This window comes from Mitsuaria sp. GD03876 (assembly GCF_029840635.1).
Lineage (GTDB): Bacteria > Pseudomonadota > Gammaproteobacteria > Burkholderiales > Burkholderiaceae_C > Roseateles.
Genome location: NZ_JAOCCU010000059.1, coordinates 1 through 14283, shown reverse-complemented (window position 1 = coordinate 14283; position 14283 = coordinate 1). Strand labels below are relative to the sequence as shown.

The 14283-nt window shown below is 71.4% G+C and carries 11 protein-coding genes and 1 tRNA gene; 7 read left to right on the top strand and 5 right to left on the bottom strand.

What is annotated here, in order from left to right; translation table 11 throughout:
* Positions 1-448 precede the first annotated feature (448 nt).
* Positions 449-1105 (top strand): hypothetical protein, encoded by a 657-nt coding sequence (locus N5D62_RS25360; RefSeq protein ID WP_279760800.1) that lies wholly within the window; start codon positions 449-451, stop codon positions 1103-1105.
* 37 nt (positions 1106-1142) lie between these two features.
* Here N5D62_RS25360 and N5D62_RS25355 read toward each other — a convergent pair.
* Together N5D62_RS25355 and N5D62_RS25350 are read right to left on the bottom strand one after the other, a co-directional pair.
* Positions 1143-1219 (bottom strand) — tRNA-Arg (locus tag N5D62_RS25355).
* Positions 1220-1391: 172 nt separating this feature from the next.
* The gene (locus N5D62_RS25350; RefSeq protein WP_279760799.1) at positions 1392-3377 is read right to left on the bottom strand and encodes an OPT/YSL family transporter; all 1986 of its coding nucleotides are present in this window, start codon (positions 3375-3377) and stop codon (positions 1392-1394) included.
* Between the two features lie 317 nt (positions 3378-3694).
* Here N5D62_RS25350 and N5D62_RS25345 point away from each other — a divergent pair, with 317 nt between their 5' ends.
* A complete protein-coding gene (locus N5D62_RS25345) occupies positions 3695-5143 on the top strand; it encodes a bifunctional diguanylate cyclase/phosphodiesterase (protein WP_279760829.1) in 1449 nt (482 codons plus the stop codon).
* A gap of 48 nt (positions 5144-5191) precedes the next feature.
* Here N5D62_RS25345 and N5D62_RS25340 read toward each other — a convergent pair whose 3' ends face one another.
* On the bottom strand, positions 5192-6247 hold the full coding sequence (locus tag N5D62_RS25340; protein WP_279760798.1) for a 2-oxoglutarate and iron-dependent oxygenase domain-containing protein: 1056 nt from the start codon (positions 6245-6247) through the stop codon (positions 5192-5194).
* Between the two features lie 227 nt (positions 6248-6474).
* Here N5D62_RS25340 and N5D62_RS25335 point away from each other — a divergent pair, with 227 nt between their 5' ends.
* The 3 genes from N5D62_RS25335 (at position 6475) to N5D62_RS25325 (ending at position 8832) form a co-directional block, all read left to right on the top strand.
* Entirely contained in the window at positions 6475-7257 is a 783-nt protein-coding gene (locus N5D62_RS25335) for an ABC transporter substrate-binding protein (protein WP_279760828.1), read from the top strand.
* A gap of 56 nt (positions 7258-7313) precedes the next feature.
* Entirely contained in the window at positions 7314-8015 is a 702-nt protein-coding gene (locus N5D62_RS25330; protein ID WP_279760797.1) for an amino acid ABC transporter permease, read from the top strand.
* Positions 8016-8127: 112 nt separating this feature from the next.
* The gene (locus N5D62_RS25325; protein ID WP_279760796.1) at positions 8128-8832 is read left to right on the top strand and encodes an amino acid ABC transporter permease; all 705 of its coding nucleotides are present in this window, start codon (positions 8128-8130) and stop codon (positions 8830-8832) included.
* Here the strand turns inward: N5D62_RS25325 and N5D62_RS25320 are convergent.
* Both N5D62_RS25320 and N5D62_RS25315 read right to left on the bottom strand, forming a co-directional pair.
* Positions 8805-10685, bottom strand: coding sequence for a TonB-dependent receptor (locus N5D62_RS25320; protein WP_279760794.1), 1881 nt, complete (start codon positions 10683-10685; stop codon positions 8805-8807). The genes N5D62_RS25325 and N5D62_RS25320 overlap by 28 nt on opposite strands.
* 30 nt (positions 10686-10715) lie before the next feature.
* Positions 10716-11228, bottom strand: a complete 513-nt coding sequence (locus N5D62_RS25315; protein WP_279760792.1) for a TonB-dependent receptor plug domain-containing protein — start codon at positions 11226-11228, stop codon at positions 10716-10718.
* Positions 11229-11528: 300 nt separating this feature from the next.
* Here N5D62_RS25315 and N5D62_RS25310 point away from each other — a divergent pair, with 300 nt between their 5' ends.
* Positions 11529-12998 (top strand): APC family permease, encoded by a 1470-nt coding sequence (locus N5D62_RS25310; RefSeq protein WP_279760789.1) that lies wholly within the window; start codon positions 11529-11531, stop codon positions 12996-12998.
* 15 nt (positions 12999-13013) lie between these two features.
* Entirely contained in the window at positions 13014-14093 is a 1080-nt protein-coding gene (locus N5D62_RS25305) for an AraC family transcriptional regulator (protein ID WP_279760788.1), read from the top strand.
* Positions 14094-14283 lie beyond the last annotated feature (190 nt).

Genomic DNA, 14283 nt, shown 5'->3' with positions numbered 1-14283 from the left:
ATGGCGTCACGGCTGCGCCGTGGCCGAGCGACCGGTGATCAGGTGAAGCTGCCGACCGGAGCCAGCGGTGCTCCATGATCCGTCTCCATCGATGCTCACGCTCCTGCCTTGGCACGGGGATAGGCAACATCAGCCGAAGGCGCATCTTGAAGACTTCGTTGAAGCCCCGTCGCTGCGGGTGGGGCTCCATCATCGGTCTCGCACCAGTCGAAGCGGGCTGTTTAGAAGCTGTCGACCTACGCACCCGCGGTCACGCTCTCAAGCGCTTCTGAATCGTTTTTCGCCTTTTGCCATCTATGCTCCGTTGTCGCCGGGACCACCGACCCCAATCGGCCGTGCTCGGTGTGGTTCGACCTCATCGGTTGGGGCGATGACATCCAGTGGTCGCTTGAGCCTCCCGCCCGCTAGCATCGCGGCTCGTTGGTCGGGGACACGCGAGGACGCGTCGATGGCATTTGAGGAGTTGATGAGGGGAGTGCGGCTCGCTCCATACGGGGTCTGCCGCGTGGTGATCTCTGCGACGCTCCTGGCATGCGCGACCGCGGCACACGCGGTCGAACCACCATCCCAGGCCACCAGCGACCCAACCGAAACCGCCCGCGAGATCGTCGCCCTCAAGGACGAGCAAACCCGCCTGATCAACCAGATCAAGGAGCAGCTGGCGCTTCTGCGCCAACGCGCGCCAGGCCCGCAGGGCGTGGAGCTTCGCCTCCGCTTCGAACGCATGCTCGCCGAGATCGAAGGCCGCATCGCGGATGAGAACGCTGGCCGCTCGCATGTCTTGTCGCCGCAGAGCTCTCCGGAGATCCGCGCCTACTACGCGCGGCAGCGCCAGCGGATCGAAGACGCCGGATCACTCGAGGTGCCGCAAGTCGGTGGCAAGCCTGTATACGGCGACGTGCTGATCCAACTCGAGCTGTCTTCCGAAGGCGAGATCCTTCATCTGAGCATCGAGCGCTCGGACTCGATCCATCTATCCGTCCGAGCCATCGAGTTGCTGCGCCAACTCGCCCCATTCGAACGCTTCCCTCCGGACGTCGCCAAGACCACCTCACGCCTGTCGGTCATGACGCGGATGTCGTTTCGGTCGAACGGAAAAAACTGAGGTCGCCCCAAGCGGCCCAACCTCGCCAACAGCAAGCTGGCCTGCCCGGAGGGACTCGAACCCCCGACCTGCTGCTTAGAAGGCAGCTGCTCTATCCAGTTGAGCTACGGGCAGACTGATGTCGGTGAACCGACGCCCGCGATGTCCTGAAAGGACTTCGGGCCCTTCGCCCGCGTTCCCACGCCTGCGAAGGGCCCGAATTGTGCCATGCGATCCGCCGTCACCAGCGGTCAGGCACAGGTTCGACATCGATCGGTTCGCCGATCGACTGTCGATGATCTGAAACTCAGATCAGCACGTTCACGATCGCGTTGCCGATGCCCATCAGCGCCGCGCCCGAGATCAGCCCCGCGCAGATCGGCTCGCACCCATCCACCCAGCGCTTCCAGCCCGCCGTGCCCGGCGTCTTGTAGACCTTGCCCATCACGAAGAAGATCATCGCGCCCACCCACATCGCGAAGGTCGACTCCGGCGGCAGCACCACGCCCAGCCCGATCGCCACCGACGACAGCGGGAACTTGCCCTTCGTCGCCATCTTGATCAGCTCGATCCCCACCGCGCACACCGCCGCCACCGCCATCGTGATCAGCGCCGACGACGGCAGGCTGTGCAGCCCGTTGGCGATGATCTCCGCCACGCCGCGCCACTGCACCGCCGCCGGCATCGAGAATTGCTCGGAAATGATCGTCGACGTCGAGCGCAGGCCCTCCGCGTTCTTCGGCACGAACAGCAGGAAGAACAGCGGCACGCAGAACAGCACCCCCGCCACCACGCCGATCACGTGACCGATCGCCTGGTGACGCGGCTTGCCGCCCAGCATGTAGCCCGGCTTGATGTCGCTCAGCAGGTTGGCCGCGTTGGACGAGATCTCCGAGGTCATGCCCGCGGGGATCAGGTTGGACGCCGGATTGGCCCGGTCGATCGCGCCCATCGTGAACTGCGTGATCTTGGACAGCGCGCCCGTGGGCGTCCACGAGGTCAGCGCCATCGAGTTCGTGCAGATCACCGTCAGCACGAAGATCAGCGGCAGCGAGATCAGCGCCATCACCATCGGCACGCCGAAGAACAGGTGCGCCACGTACGACGACAGCACCCCCAGCACCGGCACGCCGACGAAGGAGATCCACAGCGGCACCTCGATGCCCTTGAGCAGGTCCGACCCGTTGCTCGCCTGGCCCGGCTTGCGGCGGAAGGACTTGAACACCGCCACGAACAGGTCGGGCTTGGCCAGCAGCGTCGTCAGCGAGCCCGCGACCATCATCGCCACGCCCCACCACATCGACCACTGGTTGACGATCTCCGCGCGCGAGATCGGGATCGGCGCGCCCGTGGCGCTCACGCGCTGCACGATGTCGCCGGCCTGGATCATGATCGGCGCCAGCACCACGAAGTTCACGAACGCGCCCAGCAGGCAGCTCGTCGCCACCGCGATGCCCATCAGCCCGCCCACGCCCAGCATCGCCGCGTCCAGCGTCAGCCGAAGGCCCAGCGCCCGGATGTCGGTGCCCAGGATCTTCGGGATCCAGATCTCGGCCTTGGCCGCCAGGCCGTAGTAGTACTCGTCCAGCCGCTCGTGGAAGGTCCAGGGCTCGGTCATGCCGGCCCACTTGTCCATGCGCAGCAGCTTGAACTGCAGCAGCTTCATCCAGCCGTCGCTGATCACCGCCTGGTACAGCGCCGCGCCGCCGGCCACCTTGGCCAGCAGCTTGGCCTTGTAGATGCCTTCGCCGCCCTCGCCGGTGTACAGCGAGTCCAGCACCACGCCGCAGGCGCGGCCCTCAGGGAAGGGCAGCTGGTCCTCGTTGATGAAGCGCCGCTTCATCGGGAAGGCCACCAGCACGCCCAGCACCGCGATCAGGACCATCCAGATCATCATCTGCCACCACGGCACGATGTGGTCCACGAACAGCATGTACGCCGCCAGCGACGAGAACAGCGGCGAGACCACGTAGCCCGCGGCCGTCGCGATCGACTGCGTGCAGTTGTTCTCCAGGATCGTGTAGTCCTTGGCCCAGCCCAGCGTGGCGAAGATGCGGAACATCGCGAAGGCCAGGATCACCGAGGTCAACCCGACCCCGACGCTGATCCCGGTCTTGCCGCCGATGTACAGCGAGGTCGCCGCCAGGATGCCGCCCAGCATGAAGCCGGTGAAGCCCGATCGCAGCGAGAGCTGCGCCATGTCGCCGCGATAGACGTTCTTGAACCACCACTCGTCCTTCTGCGCGCGCGACCAGGTCTGCACCTGCTCGTCGGTCAAATGCTGAAGCGCCATGCTTTGCTCGATCTTTCCGGTTGTCCGTTGCCGCGCCCGGCTCCGGGCTCGTGACCAGGATGGACGCTGTTTTGATACAAAAAAACAGCGCGCATTGTCCCCGGCTGACATCGTGCTGACACGACCGGACGCATGGGGTTTCCACCTACGACCCGCCCGGCTGTGCGATGTCCCGGCACGGCCTTCACCGCGTGCACCCGGTCACGCCGGCCCGCAACACGTGTCCCCCCATTCCAGTGCTGAGAGCGCACGAACGCCGGCGTAACGCCTAGCATCCGAACTTCCTCCCTTGTCGCAGCCGGAGCCTTGTCTTGACCGTGTTGTGGGTGCTCCTGGGCGTCCTGCTGGGCGTCGCGCTGACGCTGGTCCTGCTGATGGCGGTCCAGGGCCGGCTGGCGCGCGCGGGCCGGCGCCGCGCGCGCGACCGCCTGACCGGGTTGCCCACCTCGCGCCGCTTCGAGGACGAGTTCGCCACCGCGCTCGAGGCGCTGCAGCGCCGCGCCGGCGAGGGCTGCCTGCTCTACATCGGGCTGGACGGCTTCCGGCTGGTCAACGACGAGCACGGCAAGGCCAACGGCGACCACCTGCTGGTGCGCACCGCCGAACGGCTGCGCCAGATCGGGGGCAAGCGCGCCCTGGTGGGGCGGCTGGCGGGGGATGAATTCGCCCTCTGGAGCGAGGTGCCCGCCGGCCAGACCGACGCGCTGGTGCGCCAGGTGCTGGAGGCGCTGACCGAACCGGTCGTCGTCGGCGCGACGCCGCTGCGGGTGGGGCTGTCGGTCGGCGTGGCGATGTCGCCGGAGCACGGCGGGTCGATCCGGCTGATCCGGCGCGCGCAGACGGCGATGCGCTCGGTCAAGCGCCTGGGCGGCAACGGCCATGCGTTCTTCGACGCGGTGCAGGAGGAGGAGCTGCGCGAGGAACTGACGCTGGCGCGCGAGCTGCGCGAGGCGATCCGCAACAAGGAACTCGAGCTGCTGTACCAGCCCAAGATGGACGCCGGCACGCTGCAGGTCACCGGCGTGGAGGCGCTGCTGCGCTGGCGCCATCCGACGCTGGGCATGGTCAGCCCGGCGCGTTTCATCCCGGTGGCCGAGCGCTACGGCCTGATCGAGACCATCGGCGACTGGGTCGGCGACACCGCGCTGGCGCAGGCCGCGCGCTGGCGTGAGATGGGCCTGCGGATGCGGGTCGCGATCAATGTGTCGGGCTACCAGATGCGCTCGGACGACTTCATCTCCCGGCTCGAGAAGGGCCTCAAGCGCCACCGGCTGCGCCCGGAGCGCTTCACCTGCGAGATCACCGAGTCCGTCGCGATGGAGCACACCGCCGCGACCGGACGCGCCTTCAAGCGGCTGGGCGCGCTGGGCGTGCATGTGTCCATCGACGACTTCGGTACCGGCTACTCGAGCCTGGCGGCGCTGCGCCAGCTGCCGGCGCAGGAACTCAAGATCGACCGGGCCTTCGTCGCCGACGTGGCCACCAGCGTCGAGGCGCAGGCGATCGCGCGCGCGGTCATCGAGATGGCGCGCGTGCTGCACCTGAAGGTCGTGGCCGAGGGCGTGGAGACGGCGGCGCAGCGCGACCAGCTCGTGGCCATGGGCTGCGACGAGCTCCAGGGATTCCTGTTCGCCAAGCCGATGTCGGCCCGCGCGATCGAGGTGCTGGCCTCCGAGGCCGGCAAGGTGCCCAGCGGCGGCGGCGAGGGCTTCCGCCCGTCGATCTTCGTGGAGACCGCGGCGGTGCCGCTGGACGCGCGGCGCTGAGCGGCGGCGTCCGGAGCGCGTTCGTTCAGGGCCGCGGGGACGCGGCCCTCACGGCAGCACCGACGCGCCGAGATCCGGGAACACCTGTCCGACCTTGGCGAGCAGGTACTCGCCGTAGGTGCCGCCGAACGCATGCACGTTGCGCCGGTCCCAGCGCGCGTCGCTGTCGTCGTCCGGCGCGCTCAGGCCGGCGATGCGCTCCACGCGCGCTTCGAAGCCGGGATCGAGGAACAGCGGGATCGACAGCCGGTCGCGGCCGCTGCGGTTCAACCGCACGCGGTGCGGCGTGCTGCGGTACAGCCCGCCGGTGATCAGGTCCAGCATGTCGCCGATGTTGCAGACCAGCGTGCCGGGGATCGGCGGCGCGTCGATCCAGCCGTCGCGACCGCGGATCTGCAGCCCGCCGGTGGCGTCCTGGTACAGCAGCGTGAGCAGGCCGTAGTCGGTGTGCTCGCCCACGCCCCAGGCGGCGCCTTCGGCCTCGGCGGCGTCGGTGCCGCCCGCGGCGGCCGGCGCGACCGACGGGTAGTTGAACAAGCGCAGCAGCACCAGCGGATCGGCGGTGTAGCGCGCGGCGAAGTAGTCCTCCGCCAGGTCCAGGCTCAGCGCGATCGCGCGCAGCACGCGCTGGCCGATCGCGGTGACGGCGTCGAGGTAGGCCAGCGTCGTGCTCGCGAAGCCGGGCAGGGCGTCGTCGCGCGGCCACTGGTTGGCACCGTGCAGCGGCCAGCCGGCGCGCACGCGCGCGTCGTCGGCCGGCAGCTCCTGGCCCAGGTACAGGCCTTCCTTCCAGTCAGGGCGTCCGGAGGTCAGCTCCCCGCCGGTGCGGAACCAGCCGCGCCAGGCCCGCCCGCCCCGCGTCATCGCCACCGACTGCTTGTCCGCCTCAGGCAGCGCGAAGAAGGCGCGCGCCAGCGCCTCCATCCGCGCCAGCAGCGCCGGATCGAGGCCATGGTCGCGGAGATAGAAGAAGCCATGCGCGCGGCAGGCCTCGCCCAATCGCGCGGCGACCTCGCGCCGCGCCGCGCGCGTCGCGGCGTCCTCGCCGTCGTGGAGAAATGGAGAGAGGCCGATCACCGGCACGGTGCTTGGAAGGGTCGACATGCGCGTGAGCATGCCGCGCCTCGGTCGGAGGCGCCAGCGCGCGAACCATCGGAGCGGCCGCCGATCGCGCGCGATTCGCGCGCATGCATATGCCCATCGCTTCGTTGGTCCGCCCGCGGCGCGTCCCTACGCTGGCGGCCCATCACCACTTCCCGTCCTCCGGACGCGCCGCCATGACGCACAGCCTGACCCGCCGCACCCTCCTGATCCTCGCCACCACCGCCGCGATGCTGGGCGTGGCGCATGCCGATCAGCTCGCCGACGTGAAGCAGCGCGGCGAGCTGGTGGTCGGCGTGCTGGGCACCGACGAGCCCAACAGCTTCATCGACCCGAAGACGCGCGAGATCGTCGGCTACGAGGTCGACCTGGCCAAGGCCATCGCGGACAAGCTCGGCGTCAAGCTGCGCCTGAAGCAGCTGGCCGTGGCCGCGCGCATCCCCGAGCTGCAGCAGGGCCAGGTCGACCTGCTGGCCGCCAGCCTCACCCACAACAAGGAGCGCGAGGCGGTCATCGACTTCTCGCTGACCACCTTCGTCACCGGCCAGAAGGTGCTGGTGAAGAAGGACAGCGGCATCCAGTCGCTAGAGCAGCTCGCCGGCCGCAAGGTGGTGACCATCAAGGGCGGCACGCAGGAGCCCAACATCCGCAAGGCGGTGCCGTCGGTGGAGGTCGTCACCTTCGACACCGGCCCGCAGGCCTTCCAGGCGCTGCAGCAGGGCAAGGGCGTCGCGTTCGTCAACGACGAGGTGTCGCTGCTGGACCAGTTCGCCAAGCTCGGCCCGGCCTCGGCGCAGTACCGCATCCTGGCCGCCAACCTCAGCGTGGAGCCGCTGGCGCTGGGCCTGCGCAAGGGCGAGAAGGGCCTGAAGGCGCAGGTCGACGCCGCGCTGCGCGAGCTCGAGGCCAGCGGCGCCGCGCACCAGCTCTTCGTCAAGTGGTACGGCCCGGCCACGCGGCTGAAGTTCCCGACGCGCGACTTCAAGATCGACAGCGACCAGGTGCAGGGGTGATCGCCCCGGGATCGGTCCGGACCGCGGTCCGCCCGACGACGTCCGCCTGACGCCGCATGCCGTCGATCGACGTGGCCGTGGTCCTCCACGGCCAGTTCCTGTCCTGGCTGGCCGCCGGCGTGCGGCTGTCGCTGCAGTTGACCGCGGTGTCGCTGCTGCTGGCGCTGCCGCTGGCGGTCGGCGTGGCGCTGATGCGGCTGTCGCCGTGGCGGGCGCTGTCGGCGCTGGCCTGGTCCTACGTCGAGGCGGTGCGCAACATCCCGCTGCTGGCCCATCTGCTGTTCTGGTACTTCGCCGTGCCCGAGCTGCTGCCCGACGGGCCCAAGGCCTGGCTCTACGAGGGCCACATCGAGGCCGCCGCCGCGGTGGCGGGGCTGGTCGTCTACACGACGGCCTTCCTGGCGGAGGACATCCGCTCCGGGCTGCGCGCGGTGCCCGACGGCCAATGGCTGGCGGCGCGCTCGCTGGGCATGGGCTGGGGCGCGTCGCTGCGCTGGATCGTGCTGCCGCAGGCGCTGCGCGCGACCGTGCCGCCGCTGATCTCGCAGACGCTGAACCTCTGGAAGAACACCAGCATCGCCAGCGTGATCGGCGCGGCGGAGCTGATGACGCAGGCGCAGCGCGTCGAGTCCGCGAGCTTCCGCGGCTTCGAGACCTTCCTGGCCGCGACGGTGGTCTACCTCGGCGTGTCGCTGCTGATCACCGCCGCGGGTGCGCTGTACCAGTGGCGCTTTCCGGTGCGCGCCGCCTCGCGGTGACGCGCCACGGCCAGGTCGCGCGGCGCTCCCGGCGATCCGCGGACCGCGCGCCGCCGGCCCGCCGTTCCGCCGCTTCCCTTCTCCCTTTCCCTTTCTCTTTGGAGTTCCCTCGATGAGCCTCGTCGAGATGGTCGACGTCTACTGGCTGTACGCGCTGGTCGGCCAGTACCCGCGCGGCCCGCTGGGCGGCCTGGCGCTGACGGTGCTGCTGGCGCTGCTGGGCATGGCGCTGGCGTTGCCGCTGGGCGTGCTGCTGGGCGTCGCGCGCATCAGCCCGCGCGCGTGGCTGCGCTGGCCGGTCGGCGGCTGGGTCTTCGTCGTGCGCGGCACGCCGCTGCTGATGGTGGTGTTCTGGGCCTATTTCTTCCTGCCCAGCGTCACCGGCCACAAGACCGGCCAGTTCGCGACGATGCTGGCGGCGCTGGTCGTCTTCGACGCCGCCTACCTGGCGGAGATCGTGCGCGCCGGGCTGCAGGCGCTGCCGCGCGGGCAGCTGCAGGCGGCGCAGGCGCTGGGCCTGACGCGCGGCCAGGCGCTGCGTCTGGTGCTGCTGCCGCAGGCGCTGCGCCACATGCTGCCGTCGGTGGTGAACCAGCTGGCCTCGACGGTGAAGCAGACCTCGCTGGGCACCATCATCGGCTTGTCCGAGCTGTCCTTCATCGCCGGCCAGATCAACGCGCAGGTGCTGGTGCAGCCGGTGGCGGTGTACGGCGCGCTGGCCGCGAGCTACTTCCTGCTGTGCTTCGGCCTGTCGCGGCTGGCGCACGGCCTGGAGCGCCGCGGCGGCGCTCAGAAGCGCAGCGTCGCCCGCGCGTAGACGTAGGCGCCGTTGAAGCCGACCGGCGACAGCACGTCGTAGGGGAAGTTGCCGAAGTAGGCGATGTCCGGGATCGAGCGGCTCGGATAGCGGTCGGTCGCGTTGATCGCGCCCAGGGCGAGGCTCAACGCGCGGGTCGCCTGCCATTGCGCCTCCAGGTCCAGTTGCCAGACCGCTGCGTAGGTCTGCGACGGCGCGAAACCGTCGCCGAAGTCGAACACCCGCGTCGTGCTTCCGTGGCGCGTCAGGCGCGACTGCAGCGTCCAGCCGCCGCGGGACCACTGCGCGCTGAGCAGGTGCCGCTGGCGGGGCGCGGCGTCGGTCAGCGTGTTCGATTCCTCCAGGCCCACGTTGGCGTCCGCGTGCGGCCGCACGGTGGTCTTGCTGAACGAGGCGGCCCAGGACAGCCGCAGCTCGCCGCCCAGCGCCGCGCCGTTCCAGCCGGTCACGAGGTCGACGCCGCGGGTGCGCGTGTCCAGCGCGTTGGTGAAGAAGTTGACGCCGTCGATGCCGGCGACGCCGAAGCGCGCCTCGAGCGCTTGCGACAGGCCGTCGCCGCCGATCCGCTGCGACAGCGTGACGCGGTCCTTGACCCGGATCGCGTAGGTGTCCAGCGAGGCCGACCAGTGGCGGTCGGGCTGCCAGGTCAGGCCCAGGCTCGCGTTGCGCGAGCGCTCCGCCTTCAGGTCGCGCGCGCCGAGGAAACGCGCGATCGGGCTGTCCACGGGCAGCGTGCGGATCTGGCTGAGGCCGCCGCCGTCGCCGCGGTCGGTCACGGTGAAGCTGAAGCCGCGCTGCGCCAGCGACGGCGCGCGGAAGTTGCTCGACACCGCGCCGCGCAGCGCGATACCTTCGGCCAGCGCGAGCCGCGACGACAGCTTCGCGGTCGTGGCGTTGCCGAAGTCGTCGTAGTGGTCGTGGCGCAGCGCCGCCTCGGCCTGCCAGTCGCGGGTCAGCGAGGCGCTCAGGTCGACGTAGGCGCCGACCACGCGGCGCGACAGGCGGGTGGCGTCCTGCGGCTGCAGGCCCGGGCCCGCCTGCGCGCCGGCCGGGCCGTCGAAGGGGCCGACCGCGTAGGAGGCCGCGTCGCCGGCGCCGGTGACGAAGCGCTCATGGCGCGCGTCGAGGCCGACGGCGAGCGTCGCGGGCCGGGCGAGCCCGGGGATCGTCACCGGCCGGCTGAGGTCGAGGTTGAGCGCCGCGAGCCGGCTGCCGAAGTCGCCGAGGTGGAAGACCGTCGGGCTCGCCGCGCCGAGCGAGGTGTTCAGCGAGTCCCGCACGCCGTAGTCGAAGTCGTTGCGTCCCAGGTCCAGCGACAGGTCGTAGTCCCAGTCGGCCCAGGCGCCGCGCAGGCCGGCGACCAGCTGCAGGTCGCGGTTGTCGCCGGTGGTGCTCGGCCGGTAGCCGTCGGGGTGGAGGGCCTTCAGGTTGGCGGCGCTGTCCGGGTAGCGGTAGTACGCGGCGCCGGTCGAGCGCCGCTGCTGCCAGGTGCCGAAGGCATAGAGCTGGCGGTCTGGCGCGAGGTCGAGCGCGCCGTTGAAGAAGGCCTGCCACTGGCGGGTCGCGGGCTCGCCGGCGGCGTAGTTGCGCCGGCCGACGGTGGCCAGGTTGTCGGGCGTCGCGTCCTCCCAGGGCGGCAACTGGTCCAGGCCGCTGCGGTTGGTCGCGGCGCGGCGCAGGCCCTCGAGGCCGGCGCGCAGGAAGCCGCGCTCGCCGATCGCCCAGCCCTGCGTCAGGCTCGCCGTCTGCGTCTGGCCGTCGTTGAGGCGGCGGCCGGTGGGCGCGAAGTCGGTGTGGAACAGGCCGGCCTCGGCGCTGAGCTCGCCGCCGGCGCGCCGGTCGTCGAGGATCACGTTGACGACGCCGGCGATCGCGTCGGAGCCTTATTGCGCGCCGGCGCCGTCGCGCACGACCTCGATGCGCTGCACCGCCGAGAGCGGGATCGTGTTGAAGTCGACCGGGTTCGTGCCCTTGCCGGTCTTCGACTCGAGGTTCACCAGCGCCGACGCATGGCGCCGCTTGCCGTTGACCAGCACCAGCACCTGGTCCGGCGACAGCCCGCGCAGTTGCGCCGCGCGCACGTGGTCCGCGCCGCCGGAGTTGGACTGGCGCGGGAAGTTGAACGACGGCAGCAGCGCCTGCAGCGCCGCGGCCAGCGTGCCGTCGGGGCCGGCGGCGCGCAGCAGCGCCTCGCGGTCGAGCACGTCCACCGGCACCTGGCTGTCGGCCAGCGTGCGGTCCCGCGCGCGGGTGCCGGTGACCAGCACCGGGCTCAGCGGCGAGGAGGACGTGGCCGATGCGTCGGCCGCGCGGTCGGCGACGGTCTGCGAGAACGCGGGAGCGGCCCCGAGCAGCAGGGTCAGCGAGGCGAGGGCGGTGGGGCGGAGCGTCGGCATGGGTCTCGGGCGCGGTCGTGCGAGTCGAAGGGAGCCGCGAGCCTAGCGAGCCGGACCCCGCAAACCCGCATTCCGGCTCAGACGACTGCCGCATAAGCTCATGCCGTCGCGGCGCCGCGACGAAGCGCGCGCGGCGCGCTTGGCGGCCCGTAGCATCGCGGGTCGCCCGTTCGGTGCACGCGGTTCGCCCGGTCTGCCCGGTGCACCCGGTCTGCCCGGTCCACCAGGTCTGCCAGGGCACCCGGGCCGACAGCGACGCTCTTCCCCTCGTTTCCGCCGATCCGCGCGCAAGGCTCCTCGATGACCGTTTCCACTGGCGACACCGCCCAGCCCGCCGCCCAGCCCGCTGCCACGCCGCCCGCTGCCGGCCAGCCCGCTGCCGCGACGGCGTCCACCGCGTCGCCGCTCGCCGGGATCGATGCCGCGCACGACGGCGCGCCGGCCCTGCCACAACGGATCCTCGATGTCCGCCATGCGATGGCGCTGTGCGTCGGCATGGTAGTCGGCGCGGGCATCTTCAAGACCTCGCCGATGGTGGCGCAGTCGCTGGACACGCCGGCGCAGCTCTACCTGGCCTGGGCGCTGGGCGGCGTGCTGTCGCTGGTCGGCGGCCTGTGTTTCGCGGAGCTGGCCGCCGCCTTCCCGGACGCCGGCGGCGACTACCACTTCCTGCGCCGCGCCTTCGGCGCGCGGCTCGGTTTCCTGTTCGCCTGGTCCCGCTTCGCGGTCATCCACACCGGCTCGATGGCGCTGCTGGGTTTCGTCTTCGGCGACTACCTGACGCAGGCGGTCGACCTGCGGCCGTGGCTGGGCGAGCACGCCAGCGCCTGGCTCGCCGCCGGCCTGATCGCCGGGCTGACCGCGCTGAACCTGCTGGGCGTGCGCGTGGGCCTGGGCACGCAGGTGGGCCTGACCTCGCTGGTCGTCGCGGGCCTGCTGCTGCTCGGCGCGGCCGCCGGCTCGCAGCAGTGGCTGGGGCACCCGGCGGCGGCGCCGGCCACCGCGGGCGCCACGCCGGTGGCCTGGGGCACGGCGATGGTGTTCGTGTTCCTCGCCTATGGCGGCTGGAGCGACGCGGCCACGCTGTCGGCCGAGATGAAGGACCCGCGCCGCGGCATCGTCAAGGCGCTGCTGCTGGGCCTGGGCGCGGTGACGGCGCTGTACCTGCTGGCCAACTGGGCCTACGTGCGCGTGCTCGGCCTGGCGGGCCTGGCCGCCAGCGCGGCGCCGGCCGCCGACACGATGCGCGTGGCCTTCGGCCGCGGCGCGGAGCTCGCGATGGTCGGCGTGGTGACGCTGACCGCGCTGTCGGTGATGAACGCGATCCTGATCGCCGGGCCGCGCACCACCTACGCCGCGGCCCGCGACCTGGCCGCGCAATGGCAGCTCGCGCGCTGGAACGGCCGGCGCGGCACGCCGACCGTCGCGGTGCTGGCCACCAGCGCGATGGCGCTGGCGCTGGTGGCCTTCGGCGCGGCCACGCGCGGCGGCTTCTCGACGATGGTGGACTACCTGTCGCCGGTGTACTGGTGCTTCATGACGCTCAGCGGCCTGGCCGTGATCGTGCTGCGCCGCCGCGCGCCGGAGCAGCCGCGGCCCTTCCGCGTGCCGCTGTACCCGGTGCTGCCGGCGGCGTTCGTCGCCTGCAGCGCCTACGTGCTGTGGTCCAGCGTCGTGTACGTCAGCGCCGGCGCCGTCGTCGGCCTGGCGGTGCTGGCCCTGGGCGCGCTGCTGCTGTGGGGACACCGCAGGATCCGGCCCAAGGTTTGATAGGCTGCGCGCCTCATGACGACCGCGCGCCCGCTTTCCCCCGACCGCAACCGCTGGCCCACCGGCATGGTCAAGGTCTCCGAGCTCTGGGAGAACGAGCAGTCGCTGCGCGCGCACGTCGAGGCCGGCATCGTCGAGCCGCTGGCGCCCCGCGTCTTCCGCACCCACGCGCAGGCGATCGGCGGCTCGGGCTCGCAGGTCTCGCTGTTCGTGGACCACGCGCTGCGGTTGCAGCTCAGCAACTGGGTGCTGCCCGAGGACGCCCGGCTGCACTTCATCGTCGACCAGCCGCTGCTGGTGCTGCGCGCCTCGCTGACCAGCGACACCGCCTATGCCGTGCCCGGCCTGCCGCCGATGCTGTTCAACCGGCCGGAGATCGTGCTGACCTTCGTGCCGGTCGGCGCGGAACTGCGCATGGACACCGCCGGCCAGCAGCGCTTCCACGGCGTGCTCGCCTTCTTCGAGGCGACGAGCTTCCTCTCCCGCTTCGGCCTGTCCGAGGACGCCGTGCCCGAGACGCTGCGCGACGCGCTGCGCGGCACCGCCGCCGCGGGCCGCCTGATCACGCTGCCGCTGGACGCGCGGCTGGCGCAGCTGATCGCGCTGATGACCGACCCGCCGCGCGACGGCCGGCTGCTGGAGCTCTTCGCCGTGGGCAAGCTGCGGGAACTGGTCGCGCTGACGCTGGACGCGGCCTGGCGCACGCCGCAGTTCGCCGGCAGCCAGTCGGCCCGCCAGCGCGACGTGGACCTGGCCTACGCGGCGCGCGACGTGCTGGACCGCGAGTACGCCCGGCCGCCCGCCGTGCCGGCGCTGGCCCAGCAGCTGGGCACCAACCGCAACAAGCTGGCGGCGGTGTTCCGCGCGACCTTCCGCACGACCATGCACGACTACTGCGTCGAGCGCCGCATGCTCGAGGCCCAGCAACTGCTGCTGATGGCGCACCTGTCGATCGGCGAGATCGCCGAGCAGATCGGCTACGAGCACCAGAGCAGCTTCACCGCCGCCTTCCGCGCCGCCACCGGCATGTCGCCGCGCGAGTACCAGCGCCACCGCGCCGCGCTGGACGTGGCGCTGGCGCCGCCGCCGGGCTGAGGCCGGCGGCCTGTCGTTTTCCCTAGAACGAGCAGCCAGCACAAAAGACCGGTGCGCGGGAGAAAAACCGCCGCCGGGGGCCGTCCTACGCTTGCAGCGCCCGCTGTTCGCAGCCAACCAGGATGGAGCCCCCCCGGCATGCGGTCCTCACCCACGATCCCCCTTCACCCCGTCGCCCTGGCGGCCCTGG